The sequence below is a fragment of the Nonomuraea sp. N2-4H genome (assembly GCF_045291505.1).
GTDB lineage: Bacteria > Actinomycetota > Actinomycetes > Streptosporangiales > Streptosporangiaceae > Nonomuraea > Nonomuraea fastidiosa.
Window position 1 is genome coordinate 8679259 of record NZ_CP147987.1, and the last position, 16861, is coordinate 8696119.

The following is a 16861-nucleotide window of genomic DNA, read 5'->3' on the forward strand; positions in this document are numbered from 1 at the left end:
CGGAGAGACTAGTCCCCGGTGATCTCGCTGCGGGACTCGACACTCTCTTTGCTCTTTGCCGAACAGTGCAAGCACAGCTCCATGGCCGCCACCGTGACGACCATCAGCACGACGAGGAGCACCGCGAGCATATGGGTCCCCCTCCTTCCCCGTCAGGGACGTAAATACCGTCCGTAATGACTAGACGGCTGTGCATCGGAATAAGTTCGGCGCCGGTATGGTTGTTCAACGCCGCTTTTTCCTTACCGTTTGGGCACAAGGGGGTGCCGTCTGTGGCCATCAGGCATGTCGAGCCGTACACCGAGGAGTGGCTGCACCAGCCGATCAGCTACGTGCAGCGCGTCGTCGAGGTGCTCGGGTCAGAGGTCACGGATTGGTGGGAAGGCCCCTGTGATCCGCGCTGCGCCACGGTGCGGCTGAGCGATGGCACCGCGCTGGTGTGGGACGAAGAGAGCGGGTGGCGGTTCGGCCGGTTCGTCTCCGGCGGGCGCGGCCTGCAGACCGAGCTTTCCGGCGTCCGCTACCTCGGCCACGGCCTGCTGCCGAGGCCCGAGCGGGTGCCCGAGGCGCTGCGCGACGCGCGGGCCGGGGTGGGAGCCAGCTCGGCCTGGCGGCCCTGCTACCGCTCCCACCGCAACTGCCGCGACGGGTTCGACGTCGCACTCGACTTCTACTCCCGCCTCGTCGACGCCTGACCCCGCCCCTGTTGAGCTGTCCCTGTCGAGCTGTCCCCAGTCTTGGGGTGAGCGCCCGCTGAGGGCCCCGCGCCTCGCGGGCTTGCGAGCCGCGTGCTCGCGGCGGTCGCGCCGCTCAGTCCAGGCAGAACTCGTTGCCCTCGGGGTCGAGCATCACGATGAAGCCGCCGCTCATCAGATCGTCGGGCTCGTGCCTGCGCACCCGGGTGGCGCCCAGCTTGAGCAACCGCTCGCACTCCGCCTCCAGCGCAGCCATCCGCTCGTCACCCTCAAGGCCGGGCGCCGCACGTACGTCGAGATGCACGCGGTTCTTCGCGGCCTTGCCCTCGGGCACCCGCTGGAAGAACACCCGGGGCCCGACGCCGTCCGGGTCCTCGATGGCCGAGGCCATATTGCGCTGCTCCTCGGGCACTCCGGAGCGCTCCAGGAACTCGTCCCACGCCGCCAGCGGGTCGGCGCCGTCGGGCACCTTCACGCCGGGCGGCGCCGGGTGGACGTAGCCCAGCACGTCCCGCCAGAAGGTGGACAGCGCCTTAGGGTCGTGGGCGTCGAAGGTGATCTGGACCTGACGGCTCATCGCTGGGCGCCTTCCGTGGTGGCGTGGGTGTGCAGGTAGAGGTCGCGCAGCAGGCAGACCTCCGCCAGGTGGTGGATCAGCTCGCGGTGGATGTGCTGGATGAGGGCGGCCATGGGCGCCTCGGGGAAGGCCTCCGTCTCGCCGATCGGGCGGCGCAGCTCCTCCTCGCTCAGGCCGCGCACCCCTGCCAGCCAGCGGTCGAGCTCGGTGTCGAGCTGGTCGAGCGCCTCGGTCGCGGTGCCCGCGTACGTCCAGGTCTCGTACGACGCCGGCGGGCCGCCGAAGTGGTTCGCGCTGCGGACGGCGAGCACGCCGACGATGACGTGGCCGAGCCGCCAGGCGATGGTGGTGAACGGCGCGGGCTTCGGCTCGGGGAAGGCGAAGTCGATGGTGAAGTCGCCGGCACCGGCCTGTATGGGCGCCGTGGACTTCCCGCGCGGCCACACGCTCCACGGGTTCGGCACCGGCGACCAGAAGTACTCGTCGTCGGTCAGGCCCTCGAGGCGGGGACGCAGCTGGTTGGCCCAGTGCCATGCGATCTGCTCGCGCAGCGTCTGGTTCCAGTCGATCTCTTTCCTGCTCATGCGCCTAGGCTGACACCCCTAGCGGACAGGATCGGTCCGCATTCTCTGGCATGGTGAAGAAATGACTCTGGCGGGCGAGGACGAGCGCGGCACGACCGAACGGGTGCTGACGCTGCTCGGGCTGCTCCAGCAGCGCCGGGTCTGGACCGGGCCCGAGCTGGCCGAGCGGCTCGGCGTGACGCCCCGCACCGTACGGCGCGACGTCGAACGCCTGCGCACGCTCGGCTATCCGGTGCACGCGAGCCAGGGCGTCGGCGGCGGCTACCAGCTCGGCCCCGGCCAGGCACTGCCGCCGCTGCTGCTCGATGACGAGGAGGCGATCGCCACCGCCGTCTCCCTGCTGGTCGGCGCGGGCGGCGCGGTGGCCAGCGCGGGCGACGCGGCACTGCGGGCGCTGACCAAGCTCGACCGGGTGCTGCCCACGCGGCTGCGGCACGAGGTGCGCGCGCTGGCCGACTCCGTGGAGTCCTTCGCCGGGGGTGGACGTCCGCCGATCGACTCCAAGGTGCTCATGACCCTGGCCAGGGCGTGCCGCGACGAGGTCGAGGTCGCCTTCTCCTACCCGTCCAAGGAGGGGCGGCGGACGCGGACGGCCGAGCCGTACCGGCTGGTCGCCTCCGACCGGCGCTGGTACCTGCTCGCCTTCGACCTCGACCGCGACGACTGGCGCACCTTCCGGGTCGATCGGATGAGCGAGGTGGCCGCCCGCACGCGGCGGTTCCGGGCCCGGGAGGCGCCCGACGCGGCGGCGTTCGTGCAGGAGGGCGTGGCCAGCCGGGTCTACCGGTACCAGGCGCGCTTCCTCGTGCACGCGCCGTACGACACGGTGCGGGCGCAGGTGCCGTCGGCGGCGGGCGTCGTGCTCGATCGGGGCGGCGGGCGCTGCGAGGTGATCACCGGCGCGGACAACCTCGACTACATCCTCGTGCACATGGTGCTGCTCGGGCACGACTTCAAGGTGATCGAACCGCCCGAGCTCGCCGCCCGCTGCCGGGAACTGGCCGCCCGCCTTCTCGCAGCCGTACCGGGAGACTCTTAGGGTGGGGACGTGACCGCCAGCTCACGCCGCCGCCGGCAGCTCAAGGACTTCCTGCGCGCCAAGCGCGGGGCGCTCACGCCCGCCGGCGTCGGGCTGCCCGACGCCGGCCGCCGCCGCACTCCCGGGCTGCGGCGGGAGGAGGTGGCGGTGCTCGCCGGTGCCGGCGTGTCCTGGTACACGTGGCTGGAGCAGGGGCGCGACATCAAGGTGTCCGACGCCGTGCTCGACGCGGTGGCCCGCGCGCTGCTGCTCGATGAGACGAGCGCGCACACCTGTACGTGCTCGCCGGGCTGAACCCGCCGGAGCCCGCGGGACGGCCGGGCGCGCCGGTGAACGCACGAGTTCGCGCCGGACGTGGTGGCCGACTTCCGCGCTTCGGCGGCGCGCTATCCGGAGGACCCGGTCTTCGATCGGATCGCCGACGAGCTGTGCGCGGCGAGCCCGGAGCTCGCCGAGCTGTGGGCGCGCGGCGACGTGAGCTCCCGTTCGCAGGGCGTCAAGGCGATCACGCATCCCGAGGCCGGCGACCTGGTCTTCGCGTACTCGCTGTTCCGGTTGCCGGACCGGCCGGATCTGAACGTGGTGCTGCACACGCCCGGCCCCGAGACCGACACCGAGCGGAAGCTGGCGAGCCTGGTGGTCGTACACCCAGGATGCAGCCGGCACTGCCTCCTTCCGGGCCGTCCCCGCACGATGGACGGCATGAAGGCGATCACGATTCCCGCATTCGGCGGTCCTGAAGTGCTCCGGCTCGACGACGTCAAGGCACCCGAGCCCGGGCCTGGGCAGGTCTCCATCGACGTGGCGTACGCGGGCGCCAACTTCGCCGAGATCCTCTACCGGCAGGGGTTCGTGGACGTGCCGCTGCCGTTCGTGCCGGGCATCGAGGTGTCCGGGCACGTCAGGGCGCTGGGCCCCGCAGCAGGGAGGGCAGCGGCGGGTGCGGTAAAGGCGCGGGGCCGGTCAGCGGCGGGTGCGGCGCAGCCGCAGGAAGTCACTCACGACGTACTCGCCGAGCCGGTCGGCGCTGGGCGAGAAGACCCGGCCGCCGTTGCGCCGCGCCACCTCGTCCACGAACTCCTTCAGCCGGTCGTCGGCCGCCAGCATGAAGATGTTGATCGTGGCCCGCCTCCGGGTCATCTTGTCGACCTCGGCCAGCGTCAGCTCCAGCGTCTCGTGCGAGGGCGGCCACTCGAACGCCGAGCGGCCGTTGCGCATGAGGTGTGCGGTCGGCTCACCGTCGGTGACGACCAGCACCACCGGCTCGAAGTCGGGGTGGCGGTCGAGGTGGCGTCCGGCGATCAGCAGGGCGTGGTGCAGGTTGGTGCCCTGGACCATGTCCCAGTCGAGGCCGGCCAGCTCGTCGGGCTGCAGCACCCTGGCGTAGTTGGAGAAGCCGATGATCTGTACGGCGTCCTGCGGGAACTTCGAGGCCACCAGCGCCTGCAGGGCGAGCGCGGTCTGCTTGGCGGCGGCCCACGTGCCGCGCAGCGCCATCGAGTACGACAGGTCCACCAGCAGGCAGACGGCCGCCGCGCTGCGCCGCTCGGTCTCGGCCACCTCGAAGTCGTCGACCGACAGCCGCACACCGACCCGGTCGCCGAGTGTGACGCCGCCGCTGCGCACGCCGTTGACCAGCGTACGCACGACGTCGATGGGCTGCTCGTCGCCGAACCGCCACGGCCGCGACGACCCGGTCAGCTCCCCGGCCGCGCCCGCGTCGTGCTGGTCGTGGTCGCCCCTGCGGCCCGCGTCGAGCGAGGAGAAGACCCGGCGCAGCGCCGTCTCGCCGAGCCTGCGCACCGCTTTGGGCGTCAGCTCCAGCTTGCCGCGCTTGCGCAGCAGGTAGCCCTGCTCCTCCAGCTCGCGTTCGATGCGCTTGAGCGCTTCGAGGTCGTCCACGGCGGAACGGCCGAGCGCACGGCGTACGGCGGCCTCGTCGATGTCGTCGAGCCGCGCGCCCGGGTAGTCCTGGCGCAGGGCGGTCTCGAGCTGGGTGAGGTCGGCCAGCTCCTCAAGGGCGGTGACGGCATCGCCCATGGCGAGCGGCTCTTCGCCGGTAAGGCGTTCCGGGGCGTTCCAGGCCAGGTCGGGACGGCGGGCGTAGAGGGCATCGCCGAGGCGGCGCATCTCGTCGGCCAGGCCCGCCTGCTCAAGGGTCTGGTTCATCAGGTTGGCCAGCTCTTCGCGCTGGCGCGGCGTCATCGACGCCAGCATGCGCTGGGTGGCGGCGGCGCGGCGGGCGAGGATGTCGACCAGCTCGTCCAGGTTCCGGGGCTTTTCCGGGAACAGGTCGCCGTACTTCGCCATGAACTGCTCGAAGTCGGCCTGGGTGTGCTCGCCGCGGGCGTCCTTGTCGAGCATCTCGTTGAGGTCCGCCATCATCTGGCGGATACGCTCCATCGCCTGCGGGTCAGGGTTGGCCAGCGCGTCGCGCAGGCCCCTGAACTGGCTGTCGAGCACCTCCCTGCGCAGCAGGTCGCGCAGCTCCTCGAAGGTCTGCCTGGCCGCCTGGGAGCGCCAGTCGTACGTGCTCAGCTCCTGGATCGCACTCGCGGTGTCCTCCGGCAGCGCGTCGAGGCCCGCCTCCCGCAGCCGGGCCTCGTCGGACGGGTCGGGGAACAGCTCGGCACGCTCCTGGCCGATCGCCTTGTCCAGCAGCGCCCTGGCCCGCTCCAGCGTGCCGTCGAGCCGGCCGCGCTCGCGCAGGTCGCGGCGGCGCTTGCGGACCTCCCTGAGCATGTCGTCGAGCCCGCGTCGCTCCCGCGCGCCCGGCAGGCCGCGCTTGAGCAGGTCGCGCAGGGCGTGGACCGGGGTCGAGCCCGACAGGATGGCATCGCCCATCTCGTCGAGCGCGGCGCGTACGTCGTAGGGAGGCGCCAGAGGATCGGGGCCGTCGTGGTACTCGCCATAGCGGAAGGCCATCACGAACCCACGCTAACCCCGAAAAGCCTCCCATGGCTTACGCCCAGGGCTGAGGACCTCTCGAACGGCCCCGAGCACTGGAGATCTCTGGAACCGGCCGCGCGCGGCTCGGGAACCCTGGATCCGGCCCCGAACCCGCGACCGGCTCCCCGTCAGGCGTCGCCGAAGACCTCCCACACCTGGTTGAGCGCACCGGCGCCGGGCGTGTAGTCGATTTTCGCCAGGACGGGGTACTTGACGGTCTTCAGGGCTTTCGTCAGGTCCGTCCACCCGCACGGCTTCTTGCCCAGCCCGTTCCTGCCGGCGTTGACCGGGCGGCCCGCGAGCCAGCCGTCGCCGCAGCGGGCGGTGGTGCGCAGGAACGACGTCGCGTACGTGTAGCCGAGCTTGACCGTCTTCCCGCCGCTCGCGAACAGCACGGTCGTGTCGTTGACCCGCTTGATCGTGCCGGTGGCCGTCCGCGGCTCCGGCCACTCGTCGAGCAGGATCTCGTTGATCCGGGTCGCCGTGCCGCCCCGGTATTCGACGCGCACGGGGACCGGCCCCTGGGCGAGCGTGGCGGTCAGGTCGGAGGGGGTGCAGCGCGTACGGCCGAGGCCGTTGCCGTCGAGCGCGACCCTGCCCTCGGTCTCCTTCAGGTCGCAGGCCGTGGTGACCCGGCCGTAGGCCGCCTTGGCGTAGCCGAGCCGCAGCTCCTTGGCCCCGGCGGTGCTCGCCAGCCGGTGGAACTTCGTGCCCTTGACCCGGCTCGCCTTCTGCGGGACCAACCGCAGGCGGCCTTCGCCGTCGGCCCAGGCGTACCCGTACGCGGACGTGGCGGCCTCGGCGGGCACGGCGAAGGCGCCCATGACGAGAGCGGCGGCGGTGGCACAGGCAAGCAGGCGCATGACGGTCTCCCCCGGCGAAGTGAACGAACTCACCCCGTTTGACGCGGGAGACCGCCCGCTTGTTCACGTCCGGTAAACGGTCATCCCGTCAAGATCTTCCTTGGACAGCCGCCGCATCAGGTAAAGACCTTCGAGCGCGAACTCCAGAGCCGCCGCCGCGTGCCCGGGTGACTCCTCGCCCTCGCCCATGCCGAGCCGCGACATGATCTTGGCGAGCCCGGCCACAGGACCGATGCGGGTCAGCAGCTCGCGGGCGGGCACCAGCTCGCCCGACTCCACCTGGTTGCCCTCGGCGAACTTGTCGGTCACCGCCGACAGGTCCATGCCGCCCAGCCGGCTCCTGAACGTCTCGGCCGTCGCCCGGCGCAGCAGGTGGGCCAGGATCTCGGTCTCCCTGCCCTCCTCGCTGACCTCGAACTCCACCTTGCCGCGCAGGCTGTGGACCACGCAGCCGAGGTCGACCACGCGGGTGACCGGCTGGTCCTCGCCCGCGATGGCGGCGCGGCGCACCGCCGAGGCGGCCGCGGTCTCGGCGGCGGCGATCGAGAAGCGGGCCGACACGCCGGACCTGGCGTCCACCGCCGTCGACTCGCGGACGAGCCGGGTGAAGCGGGCGATCACCTCGATCAGGTGCTCGGGGACGTCGGCTCCGATGTCCGGCATGGACTCCTGGCGGATCAGCCGCAGCTCGTCCTCGACCGTCAGCGGGTAGTGGGTGCGGATCTCGGCGCCGAACCGGTCCTTCAGCGGCGTGATGATCCGGCCCCTGTTGGTGTAGTCCTCGGGGTTGGCGCTGGCGATGAGCAGCAGGTCGAGCGGCAGGCGCAGGTTGTAGCCGCGCACCTGGACGTCGCGCTCCTCCAGCACGTTGAGCAGCGACACCTGGATGCGCTCTGCCAGGTCGGGCAGCTCGTTGACGGAGAAGATGCCGCGGTTGGTGCGGGGCACCAGGCCGTAGTGGACCGTTTCAGGGTCGCCGAGCCGGCGCCCTTCAGCGATCTTGATGGGGTCGACGTCACCGATCAGGTCGCCCACGGAGGTGTCGGGAGTGGCGAGCTTCTCACCGTAGCGGTCGTCGCGGTGCTTCCACGCCACCGGCAACTCCTCACCCAGCTCGCGCGCCAGAGCCTTGCAGCGGGTGCAGGCCGGTGCGTACGGGTGGTCGTTGATCTCGCAGCCCTCGATCACCGGCGTCCACTCGTCGAGCAGGCCCGCGATCGTACGGATGAGCCGGGTCTTGCCCTGACCGCGCTCGCCCAGCAGAACCAGGTCGTGCCCGGCGAGCAGCGCCCGCTCGAGGTGGGGCAGGACGGTGTCGTCGAAGCCCACGATGCCGGGGAAACGGGGCTCACCCGCCCGCAGCTTGGCCAGCAGGTTTTCCCGGATCTCGGCTTTGACGCTGCGATGAACGTGGCCGCTCTCTCGCAACTCGCGGAGAATTCGTGGCTGTTGCACGGGATCGAGACTACGTCCCCTGCGCGGAATGTGGCAGAGACTTTCGCACCTGGCGGAGATTTCGGATCTTGACTATTAGGTGACGGTTCGTGCGCGTGCTTGTCCCTTTAGTGGGGAGAATCGGGCCTAGGGAACTTGGACATGTCGAGGGAGGCGAGTTCCGTGGCCTTGATGACAAGCCGCATCGCCGACGGCCTCGCCGTGGGTTCCGACCTGGTGGAGGCCGCGGAGAACGCCGTCGGCCAGGCACTGTCGAGGCTCAGCGGCCAAGCAGATCTGGTCTGCTTCTTCATTTGCGGCGACGACCCCGATGACGTCGCCAGGGCCGGCGAGGCCGCGATGAAACTCGCGCCCGAGGCGCACGTCATCGGGTGCAGTGCCACCGGAGTGATCGGTGACGGCCAGGGGGTGGAGCTCACGCCCTCCGTCAGCGCGCTGGCGGCGACCTTGGAAGGCGCGCGGCTCACCACGTTCGCGCTGGAGACCCTGGCCGCCGAGGACCGGTTCGTGGTCGTGGGGCTGCCCGAGCGGAGCCCGGACGACCACGTGGCGATCCTGCTCGCCGACCCGTACAGCTTCCCGACCGACGCCTTCGTGGAGCGCTCGGCCGACGTGCTCGGCGAGCTGCCGCTCATCGGCGGGCTGGCCAACGGGCTGCAGGGACGCGGCTCCGTACGCCTCTTCGCCGACGGCGAGATCTACACCGAGGGCGCCATCGGCGTGATCCTCAGCGGACCCATCAAGATCAGCACCGTGGTGAGCCAGGGCTGCCGCCCGATCGGCCCCAGCATGGTCGTCACCGCGGCCGAGGACAACCTGCTGCTCGAACTCGCCGGCCAGCCCGCGCTCGCCCGCCTTGAGGACATCGTCAGCGACCTGGACGAGGACGACCGCGAGCTGGTCGCCTCCGGGCTGCAGATCGGCCTCGCCATGGACGAGTACGCAGAGCGCCACGAACGCGGCGACTTCCTCATCCGCGGCGTCATCGGCATCGACCCCGACAGGGAGGCCGTCGCCATCGGCGACATCGCCGAGGTCGGCAGGACCGTACGCTTCCAGGTCCGCGACGCCGCCACCGCCGACGAGGACCTCTACGACCTGCTCGACGCCCACCGCGAGGAGATCGGCAAGGTGGACGGGGCGCTGCTGTTCTCCTGCAACGGCCGCGGCTCGGCCATGTTCGGCACCTCCGACCACGACGCCGTGGCGCTGCGCGACACGCTGGGCCCGATCGGCGTGGCCGGCTTCTTCGCCGCCGGCGAGGTCGGCCCGGTCGCGGGGCACAACCACGTCCACGGCTTCACGGCCTCCGTCCTGGTCTTCTCCAGCACGTCGAGCAGCCCGTGACGGCGCGCCCGCGCGCAGGTGCGGCAGAGAACCGCCGGCCTGCCGCATCGGGAGCCCAGGAGTGCGGCGGGCCGGCGGTTCGGTGCCCCCTGGCTGCTCGGGAAAGGGGGGGCACCGGGTGACAGAGCCGGTCAGGGGTTCTTGGTGGCGGTGATGGTGGGGCCGTCGCCCGGCTGGATCTGAGAGGTCTGCGGGCCGTCCTCAGGACCCTTGAACCGCTCGACGGTGCTGCCGTCGGACGGCTTCTGCTCGCCCTTCTCGTCCTGCGTCTTCTCCGTGGTGTGGCCGTCGGCGGGCGGCGCCTGCGGAGCGGAGGTGGGCTCGCACTCCGACACCGGCCCCTGGACGATCTCCATGGCCGTGGCCGACGGTGGCGCCGAGTCGCCATCGGCGCTCTTGGTGACGGCCAGGACCAGCGTGAACCCTTCGGGCACCTGCCCCTTTTCGATCTCGAAGGCGATGCCTTCGCCGTTCCTGCGGATGGCGGTCGCGAACCCGCTTCCGGGGTCGCCGTGCTCGCCGCGCGGCCCCTTGCAGGTCTGCCCCTCGGGCAGGTAGTCGACCCGCGCGGTGACGCCGGCCGCGGCCAGCTCGCGTTCGAGCCCTTCGGGGTCGGTGAAGGAGTGGATCCGCACGCTGACCCCGCCGTCGGCGGACGTGCTCACCGCGTACGCCGGTTCACCGCCGACACCGCCCAGCACGACCGCCACCGCCGTGGAGGCCGCCGCGACCCCCGCCACCGCGGCGGCGAGCCCCACCAGCCGGCGCGAGCGCCGCGCGGGCGCGGGTGCCACGGTCGTCGTCCCGTTCGCCATCCGAGTCCTCATTTCGTCCTTGAGTGCACTGAGAAGGCGGTCCTCGAAGTTGCTCATGTCTGTCCTTCCAGGTACACGGCCGATGGCGAGGCGACGTTCGAGAGGGCACGTCTGGCCCGGTGGAGCCTGACCCGTGCGGTCACCTGCCTGATGCCCAGTGCCGCCGCGGCCTCCGAGACGGTGAGCTGGTCGATCGCGACCAGCTCCAGCACCGCCCGCTCGCCCTCGGGAAGGTCCGCCATGGCCTCCAGGGCGGCGCGCATCTGCCGTTCGGCGTCGATGCGCTCCTCCATCCTGGCCAGGTCGTCGTCGTCCATCAGGCGGCGGCCGGCGATGCGCCCCGTGGCCCTGGCCTCCCTGGCCGCCTTGCGGTGCTGCGCCGACACGACGTTGCGCGCGATGCCGAACAGCCAGGCGACCTCGCTGCCCCGGCCGGGGCGGTAGGTGTCCGCCGAGTCGAGGACCGCCAGGAAGACATCCGCCGTGAGGTCCGCCGCCATGTGGGGGTCGCTGACCCGGCGGACCACGAATCTCTGGACGGCGTCGACGTGGCGGCGATAGAAGCCTTCAAAGGCCCCAGGGTCTTCGTTGAGGCGCACTGGCCTCGCTCCCTTCGTCGTTCGCCCTTACACCTCTTCTTGGACCGAGCGACGGAGAGCGTTTCGGGGCCGTGGAACGGGCCGTCAGGCGGGGCGTTCGGGCCGGAAGAGCCAGGCGTCGAAGAGCGGGTCGAGGTCTTTGCCCGACAGCCGCTCGGCGAGGTCGATGAACTGCTCGGTGGTGACGTTGCCGTACCGATGTTCGGACGTCCAGGCTCTGAGCAGCGTAAAGAACGTCTCGTCGCCGATGGCCTTGCGCAGCGCGTGGAGCGTCATGCCGCCGCGGGTGTAGACGGACTGGTTGAACAGATCGTCAGGCTTGGCGCGGCCGGGCGGGTAGGCCCACATGGGGTCGGACGCGGGACGCGCGTGGAGCTCGTTGAACGTGGCCTCGGCGGTCTTCTTGCCCTTGTGCTCCGACCACAGCCACTCGGCGTAGGTGGCGAAGCCCTCGTTGAGCCAGAGGTCCTTCCATCGCTTGATGGTCAGGCTGTTGCCGAACCACTGGTGCGCCAGCTCGTGCGCGATGATCGCCTCGTCGGGCGCGAAGCCGCCGTACAGGGGCTTGGTCTGATTCTCCAGGGCGTAGCCGGCGGAGTAGTCGTCGACGATGCCGCCGGTGGAGGAGAACGGGTAGGGGCCGAAGACCGTCGCCCAGTAGTCGGTGATCTCGGCGGACCTGGTGTAGAGGGCGTCGAGCGAGCGCTTGAACCTGGGGTCGGTGGCGGCGAGCGCGGGGATGCCGGAGGCGGTCTTGCCCTGGCGCAGCTCGAACTTGCCGAGCGTGGCCGTGGCGAGGTAGGTGGCCATGGGGTGGCGCTCGCTCCACCGGTAGGTCGTCTTGCCGCCCTTGGTGGTGGGCTCGGCGGTCATCTCGCCGTTGGCCAGCGCGGTCACCCCGGCGGGCACGGTGATGGTGAAGTCGAACGTGGCCTTGTCGGCGGGATGGTCGTTGGCCGGAAACCAGGTCTTGGAGCCATTGGGCTCCGAGGCCACGAAGGCGCCGTCGGAGGTGGGGATGAAGCCGTACGTGCCGAGGTTGGCGCTGTCGTTGGCGGGCCTCGGCCGGCCGGAGTAGGTGACCTTGACCGTGAAATCGGAGCGCGCGGTGATCATCTTCGCCGGGCGCACCGTCAGCTCGTCGCCCTGCCGGGAGAAGGTGGCGGGAGCGCCGTCCACGGTGATGCCGCGCACGTGCAGGCCGGTGAAGTCGAGATTGAAGCGGATGAGGTCTTGGGTGGCCGCGGCGCGGATGGTGGCGACGCCGTCGAGCCGCTTGTCGGCGGGAGAGTAGTCGACGGCGAGGTCATAGTGGGCGACGTCGTAGCCGCCGTTGCCGTCGTTCGGGAAGTCGGGGTCGCCGATGCCGGCGGCCCCCACGCGCTCTTCCGCGATGACGGAGTTGCCGGCCGGTGGTGGCTCGTCGCCGGGTGAACAGGCGACCAGCGTGGTGAGCGCCGCGACCACGGCCAGCCCGCCCCTGGCGAAACGCATACGAGCCCCCTTCGCATCGTGACCATAATATTACGCTGAGTAAGGAGCTGGATGAGCGCGCTTTCGACGGCCTAACGGACGGCCGCCTGCCCCACACCCATCCTGCCGTCGCCCTTCTGCGCGACACGGATGCCGAAGAGTTTCTTGCCCAGACTCTGACCGTCCCAGAACGCGTACAGGAGCCAGAAATAGAGAAAGGCCGCAGACCGGCGAAGAAGGTGTGCCCCGCGGGATGACGCGCCCATACGCCGCCGTTCCAGACGCCGTCCCGGCCGGTGTGGCCGAAGGGGGCGGTGACGACGTCGATGATGAGCCGGTCGAGTGCGCCGGCGGACGGCCGTCGCCGGCGCCCCGCCGGCCCGGTGGCGGCGGTCCCATGCTCGGTGGACGACCGCCGCCTTTCAGCGGAAACGGGGGGCGGACTAGAGGTTGCCCCTGCGTTCCTGCTCCCGCTCGATGGCCTCGAACAGCGCCTTGAAGTTGCCCTTGCCGAAGCCGAGCGAGCCGTGCCGCTCGATGAGCTCGAAGAAGACCGTGGGCCTGTCCTGCACCGGCTCGGTGAAGATCTGCAGCAGGTAGCCGTCCTCGTCGCGGTCCACGAGGATCCTGCGCTTCTTCAGCTCCTCGATCGGCACCCGTACCTGCCCGATGCGCTCGCGCAGCTCGGGATCGTCGTAGTACGAGTCGGGCGTGTCGAGGAAGCGCACCCCGTTCGCCCGCATGTGGTCGACGGTGGTGAGGATGTCGTTGGTGGCGAGCGCGATGTGCTGCACGCCGGGACCGCCGTAGTACTCCAGGTACTCGTCGATCTGCGACTTCCTGCGGCTGACCGCCGGCTCGTTGAGCGGGAACTTCACCTTGCGGCTGCCGTCGGCGACCACCTTCGACATCAGCGCGGAGTACTCGGTGGCGATGTCGTCGCCGATGAACTCCGCCATGTTGGTGAAGCCCATGACCTTGCGGTAGAACTCCACCCACTCGTCCATCTTGCCCAGCTCGACGTTGCCGACGCAGTGGTCGATCGCCTGGAAGAGCCTGCCGTTCTTCGTGGCGGGCGGTGCGACCAGCGGCTCGGCTGCCACGTAGCCGGGCAGGTAGGGCCCGCCGTAGTTGGACCTGTCGATCAGGGTGTGCCGGGTCTCGCCGTACGTGGCGATCGCCGCGATCATCACCTTGCCGTGTTCGTCCTCCACCGTGTACGGCTCCGCCAGCCCCTTCGCGCCGTTCGCGACGGCGTGGGCGTAGGCGGCCTCCACGTCGGGCACCTGCAGTGCCAGGTCGATCACGCCGTCACCGTGCGCGGCCACGTGCCGTGCCAGGTCGGTGCCCGGCCGCAGCGAGCCGCGGAACTCGAAGACGGCGCTGCCCGAGGTCAGCACGTACGCGGCCGTGTCCCTGTCGCCGTTCTCCGGGCCGCGGTATGCCACCAGCCGCATGCCGAACGCGGTCGAGTAGTAGTGGGCCGCCTGCCGGGCGTTGCCGACGGCGAACACCACGGCGTCCATGCCATTGACAGGAAAGACATCGCTCATACCCCCAACTGTCGATTTCCCTGGACGAGTTGCGCAAGAGTTACCTGAATGAGTGCACAATCTGCCTAGTCGATAGCCGGAACGACCGGTAAATCTGTACAGCATGACGATCGACGAACTCGACGCCCGCCTCATCGCCCTGCTCGCGGCCGAGCCCAGGCTCGGCGTGCTGGAGTGCTCGCGCCGTCTGGGCGTGGCGCGCGGCACGGTGCAGGCCAGGCTCGACCGCCTCATGGACCGGGGCGTGATCACCGGTTTCGGCCCCGACGTGTCGCCCGCCGCGCTGGGCTACGGCGTGACCGCGTTCGTGACGCTGGAGATCAGGCAGGTGGCCGGGCACGACCCGGTGGCCGACCGGCTCGCGGCGATTCCTGAGGTTCTGGAAGTGCACACGATCACCGGCGACAGTGATCTTCTCTGTCGCGTGGTGGCGCGGACGAACGCCGATTTGCAGCGCGTTATCGATTTGATCGTCGATGTACGAGGCGTACTCCGGACTAATTCGATCATCGCCCTTGACACGCCGGTTCCCTACCGAGTGCTGCCTTTGGTCGCCGATGTTCCGCGTCGCGAGGGCGGGCGGTCGTAGTATCGCTAGGGATGAGGCACCGTTGAGGATCGTTTACCCTTGGCATTCGCCCAGCTTGCGGGGGTTGGGCGAGGCTCGACGAGGGGGTGGCCGAGGGGTGCGGAGTGGCAAGGGAATGCGAAAGCGGCGGATTCTCCGAATAATCCTGATATCCGGTGGCGCGGCAATCCTCGTACTCGCCGGGCTATTCGCCGTCGCGTGGGCGCTGACCCCCATTCCCGACGAGACGCAGAAGCAGGCGACCGCGCAGGGTTCGGTGATCTATTACCGCGACGGAAAGACCGTGCTCGCCCGGCAGGGCGTCGATCGCCGCCGCGTCGATCTGTCCCAGGTGCCCAAGCACGTGCGCGAGGCCGTCATCGCCGCCGAGAACCGCTCGTTCTACGAGGACGCCGGCGTGTCGATCAAGGGCACCGCGCGGGCCGTCTGGTCCACCATCACCGGCCGCCAGCTCCAGGGCGGCTCCACCATCACCCAGCAGCTCGTCCGCAACTACTACAGCGGCCTGAGCCAAGAGCGCTCCATCACCCGCAAGTTCAAAGAGATCCTCATCGCGATGAAGGTCGACCAGTCCAAGTCGAAGGACTGGGTGCTGGAGCAGTACCTCAACACGATCTACTTCGGCCGGGGCGCCAACGGCATCCAGTCGGCCGCCCGCGCCTACTTCGGCAAGGACGTCGAGAAGCTCACCGTCGCCGAGGGCGCCTACCTGGCGGCGGTGATCCAGCAGCCCAGCCGCTTCGCCGACCCCAAGGGCTCCGACCTCGCGGCGGCCAGGGCCCGCTGGCAGTCGGTGATCAAGGCGATGGGCCAGACCGGCGCGCTGGCTCCGGAGCAGGTGGCCGCACAGCGCTTCCCCGAGCTGGCCGAGCCGAAGAAGCCGTTCGAGCTCAAGGGCCAGGCCCAGTACATGCTCGAACAGGTCACCGCCGAGCTCAACCGGCGCGGCTACACCGACGAGGACATCAACAGCGGCGGCCTCAAGATCGTCACGACCTTCGACAAGAAGCTCATGCAGGCCGCCAAGCGGGCGGTCGACGAGGTGCTGCCCGACAACACGCCGAAGAAGGTGCGCACCGGGCTCGCCGCCGTCGATCCCGCCACGGGCGAGGTCGTGGCCTTCTACGGCGGCAAGCCGTCGCAGTCGAAGTACTACGACAGCGCGTTCTCGGCCAAGGTCATGGCCGGATCGACGTTCAAGCCGTACACGCTGGCCGCCGCGCTCGACAACGGCTTCGACCTGTCCACCAGGGTCAACGGCAACTCGCCGCTGCGGGTCGCCTCGGCCCCGCAGGCCATACCCAACGACGGCGGACGCTCCTACGGGCAGATCGACCTCGTCGCCGCCACCCAGAACTCCGTCAACACCGCCTTCGTCGATCTCGGCCAGAAGGTCGGGCTCGACAAGGTGGCCAAGGTCGCCGAGGCCGCCGGCATCCCCGCATCGCAGCTCGAGCAGCACAAGAACGCCGCCGCCTTCCCGCTCGGCGTGGCCTCCGTCAGCGCCGTCCAGAACGCCTCGGGCTTCTCCACGTTCGCCAACAAGGGCGTGCACATGGAGGCTCACGTGGTGAAGTCGGTGACCGACGCCGAAGGCCGCGAGCAGGTCGTCGAGCCGGTCGCCACGCGGGTGGTCAGCGAGCAGGCCGCCGCCGACACCACGTACGCGATGCAGCAGGTCGTCAAGTACGGCACCGGCACCGCGGCCCGCCTCTACGACCGCCCGGTCGCCGGCAAGACCGGCACAACCGACGACTCGAAGTCCGTCTGGTTCAACGGCTTCACGCCGCAGCTCGCGGTCGCGGTCGACATGTTCCGCGACGACAACGCCACCGTCACCATCCCCGGCTACGGCACCCAGTTCGGCGGCCAGCTCCCCGCGCAGATCTGGCGGGCGTTCATGACCGAGGCGATGGCGGGCAAGCCCGTCGAGGAGTTCCCCGAGCCGTCCGACTACGGCTGGTCGTCCGGCTACTCCGAGCCCGACCACGACCGTGACGAGCCCAGGCAGGACTACACGCCGCCGGTCGAGCCCGACTGGGACCGGCCCGAGCCCGACCCCGAGATGCCGTTCCCCGACGACCCGACGCAGGACGAGCGGCAGCAGCCCGACGACCTCGGCCGCTCCGGCGAGCCGCCGGTCGAGACGGGGCCGCCGGAGCTCGACGAGCCCGACCAGCCGTCCATCCAGGAGGACGAGCGCCTCCAGGAGGGCCGCCCGCAGGACACCGGCCGCGGCCGCGAACGCCAGCCCACGGCCTGACCCGGGCGGGCCCGCAGCGGCGGCCGTGACGGCTGGGTGCGAAGCCGCTGTGACGGCTTG

17 protein-coding genes and 1 pseudogene are annotated in these 16861 nt (G+C 70.4%); 7 read left to right on the forward strand and 11 right to left on the reverse strand.

What is annotated here, in order from left to right; all coding sequences use genetic code 11:
- Positions 1-8: 8 nt before the first annotated feature.
- A complete protein-coding gene (locus WBK31_RS40185) occupies positions 9-131 on the reverse strand; it encodes a hypothetical protein (RefSeq protein ID WP_364069689.1) in 123 nt (40 codons plus the stop codon).
- 141 nt (positions 132-272) lie between these two features.
- On the opposite strand from WBK31_RS40185, the gene WBK31_RS40190 reads away from it, so the two are divergent.
- A complete protein-coding gene (locus WBK31_RS40190; protein WP_364069691.1) occupies positions 273-695 on the forward strand; it encodes a DUF6292 family protein in 423 nt (140 codons plus the stop codon).
- Positions 696-810: 115 nt separating this feature from the next.
- Here the strand turns inward: WBK31_RS40190 and WBK31_RS40195 are convergent, their stop codons facing one another.
- Together WBK31_RS40195 and WBK31_RS40200 are read right to left on the reverse strand one after the other, a co-directional pair.
- Positions 811-1272 carry a VOC family protein gene (locus tag WBK31_RS40195; protein WP_364069693.1) on the reverse strand — a complete coding sequence of 154 codons (462 nt, stop codon included), beginning with the start codon at positions 1270-1272 and terminating at the stop codon, positions 811-813.
- Complete coding sequence (locus WBK31_RS40200) at positions 1269-1856, reverse strand: DinB family protein (RefSeq protein ID WP_364069695.1); 588 nt, start codon at positions 1854-1856, stop codon at positions 1269-1271. The genes WBK31_RS40195 and WBK31_RS40200 overlap by 4 nt, the downstream gene beginning before the upstream one ends.
- Positions 1857-1917: 61 nt before the next feature.
- Here WBK31_RS40200 and WBK31_RS40205 point away from each other — a divergent pair, with 61 nt between their 5' ends.
- The 3 genes and pseudogenes from WBK31_RS40205 to WBK31_RS40215 form a co-directional block, all read left to right on the forward strand.
- Positions 1918-2895 (forward strand): YafY family protein, encoded by a 978-nt coding sequence (locus WBK31_RS40205; RefSeq protein ID WP_364069696.1) that lies wholly within the window; start codon positions 1918-1920, stop codon positions 2893-2895.
- A 9-nt stretch (positions 2896-2904) separates the two neighbouring features.
- A complete protein-coding gene (locus WBK31_RS40210) occupies positions 2905-3189 on the forward strand; it encodes a helix-turn-helix domain-containing protein (protein WP_378785252.1) in 285 nt (94 codons plus the stop codon).
- Between the two features lie 54 nt (positions 3190-3243).
- Positions 3244-3777 (forward strand): annotated as a pseudogene (locus WBK31_RS40215) (hypothetical protein); the annotation flags it as partial.
- 81 nt (positions 3778-3858) lie between these two features.
- Here the strand turns inward: WBK31_RS40215 and WBK31_RS40220 are convergent.
- The 3 genes from WBK31_RS40220 to WBK31_RS40230 form a co-directional block, all read right to left on the reverse strand.
- Positions 3859-5820 carry a hypothetical protein gene (locus WBK31_RS40220; RefSeq protein WP_364069700.1) on the reverse strand — a complete coding sequence of 654 codons (1962 nt, stop codon included), beginning with the start codon at positions 5818-5820 and terminating at the stop codon, positions 3859-3861.
- A 152-nt stretch (positions 5821-5972) separates the two neighbouring features.
- Positions 5973-6707, reverse strand: a complete 735-nt coding sequence (locus WBK31_RS40225) for a hypothetical protein (protein WP_406674100.1) — start codon at positions 6705-6707, stop codon at positions 5973-5975.
- Positions 6708-6770: 63 nt separating this feature from the next.
- The gene (locus tag WBK31_RS40230) at positions 6771-8162 is read right to left on the reverse strand and encodes a sigma 54-interacting transcriptional regulator (RefSeq protein ID WP_364069704.1); all 1392 of its coding nucleotides are present in this window, start codon (positions 8160-8162) and stop codon (positions 6771-6773) included.
- 171 nt (positions 8163-8333) lie between these two features.
- On the opposite strand from WBK31_RS40230, the gene WBK31_RS40235 reads away from it, so the two are divergent.
- Positions 8334-9509 carry an FIST N-terminal domain-containing protein gene (locus WBK31_RS40235; protein WP_364069706.1) on the forward strand — a complete coding sequence of 392 codons (1176 nt, stop codon included), beginning with the start codon at positions 8334-8336 and terminating at the stop codon, positions 9507-9509.
- Between the two features lie 131 nt (positions 9510-9640).
- Here WBK31_RS40235 and WBK31_RS40240 read toward each other — a convergent pair whose 3' ends face one another.
- From WBK31_RS40240 to hppD, 5 genes are all read right to left on the reverse strand, one after another.
- Positions 9641-10324 carry a hypothetical protein gene (locus WBK31_RS40240; protein ID WP_364069708.1) on the reverse strand — a complete coding sequence of 228 codons (684 nt, stop codon included), beginning with the start codon at positions 10322-10324 and terminating at the stop codon, positions 9641-9643.
- 53 nt (positions 10325-10377) lie between these two features.
- Complete coding sequence (locus WBK31_RS40245; RefSeq protein ID WP_364069710.1) at positions 10378-10923, reverse strand: RNA polymerase sigma factor; 546 nt, start codon at positions 10921-10923, stop codon at positions 10378-10380.
- Positions 10924-11007: 84 nt separating this feature from the next.
- Complete coding sequence (locus WBK31_RS40250; RefSeq protein ID WP_378785248.1) at positions 11008-12417, reverse strand: M1 family metallopeptidase; 1410 nt, start codon at positions 12415-12417, stop codon at positions 11008-11010.
- Between the two features lie 71 nt (positions 12418-12488).
- Complete coding sequence (locus WBK31_RS40255) at positions 12489-12662, reverse strand: RDD family protein (protein WP_406674101.1); 174 nt, start codon at positions 12660-12662, stop codon at positions 12489-12491.
- A 177-nt stretch (positions 12663-12839) separates the two neighbouring features.
- Positions 12840-13949 (reverse strand): 4-hydroxyphenylpyruvate dioxygenase, encoded by a 1110-nt coding sequence (hppD, locus tag WBK31_RS40260; protein ID WP_364068777.1) that lies wholly within the window; start codon positions 13947-13949, stop codon positions 12840-12842.
- Between the two features lie 103 nt (positions 13950-14052).
- Between hppD and WBK31_RS40265 the strand changes: the two genes are divergently transcribed.
- Both WBK31_RS40265 and WBK31_RS40270 read left to right on the forward strand, forming a co-directional pair.
- Positions 14053-14538 (forward strand): Lrp/AsnC family transcriptional regulator, encoded by a 486-nt coding sequence (locus tag WBK31_RS40265; protein ID WP_364068779.1) that lies wholly within the window; start codon positions 14053-14055, stop codon positions 14536-14538.
- Between the two features lie 115 nt (positions 14539-14653).
- Positions 14654-16801, forward strand: coding sequence for a transglycosylase domain-containing protein (locus WBK31_RS40270; protein WP_406674102.1), 2148 nt, complete (start codon positions 14654-14656; stop codon positions 16799-16801).
- Positions 16802-16861 lie beyond the last annotated feature (60 nt).

What these genes read in the sequence shown, in the direction of transcription:
- WBK31_RS40185 (WP_364069689.1), bottom strand. Translation starts at nt 131, where the DNA reads ATGCTCGCGGTGCTCCTCGTCGTGCTGATGGTCGTCACGGTGGCGGCC.
- WBK31_RS40195 (WP_364069693.1), bottom strand. Translation starts at nt 1,272, where the DNA reads ATGAGCCGTCAGGTCCAGATCACCTTCGACGCCCACGACCCTAAGGCG.
- WBK31_RS40200 (WP_364069695.1), bottom strand. Translation starts at nt 1,856, where the DNA reads ATGAGCAGGAAAGAGATCGACTGGAACCAGACGCTGCGCGAGCAGATC.
- WBK31_RS40205 (WP_364069696.1), top strand. Translation starts at nt 1,918, where the DNA reads ATGACTCTGGCGGGCGAGGACGAGCGCGGCACGACCGAACGGGTGCTG.
- WBK31_RS40220 (WP_364069700.1), bottom strand. Translation starts at nt 5,820, where the DNA reads ATGGCCTTCCGCTATGGCGAGTACCACGACGGCCCCGATCCTCTGGCG.
- WBK31_RS40225 (WP_406674100.1), bottom strand. Translation starts at nt 6,707, where the DNA reads ATGCGCCTGCTTGCCTGTGCCACCGCCGCCGCTCTCGTCATGGGCGCC.
- WBK31_RS40235 (WP_364069706.1), top strand. Translation starts at nt 8,334, where the DNA reads ATGACAAGCCGCATCGCCGACGGCCTCGCCGTGGGTTCCGACCTGGTG.
- WBK31_RS40240 (WP_364069708.1), bottom strand. Translation starts at nt 10,324, where the DNA reads ATGGCGAACGGGACGACGACCGTGGCACCCGCGCCCGCGCGGCGCTCG.
- WBK31_RS40250 (WP_378785248.1), bottom strand. Translation starts at nt 12,417, where the DNA reads ATGCGTTTCGCCAGGGGCGGGCTGGCCGTGGTCGCGGCGCTCACCACG.
- WBK31_RS40255 (WP_406674101.1), bottom strand. Translation starts at nt 12,662, where the DNA reads ATGGGCGCGTCATCCCGCGGGGCACACCTTCTTCGCCGGTCTGCGGCC.
- hppD (WP_364068777.1), bottom strand. Translation starts at nt 13,949, where the DNA reads ATGAGCGATGTCTTTCCTGTCAATGGCATGGACGCCGTGGTGTTCGCC.
- WBK31_RS40265 (WP_364068779.1), top strand. Translation starts at nt 14,053, where the DNA reads ATGACGATCGACGAACTCGACGCCCGCCTCATCGCCCTGCTCGCGGCC.
- WBK31_RS40270 (WP_406674102.1), top strand. Translation starts at nt 14,654, where the DNA reads ATGCGAAAGCGGCGGATTCTCCGAATAATCCTGATATCCGGTGGCGCG.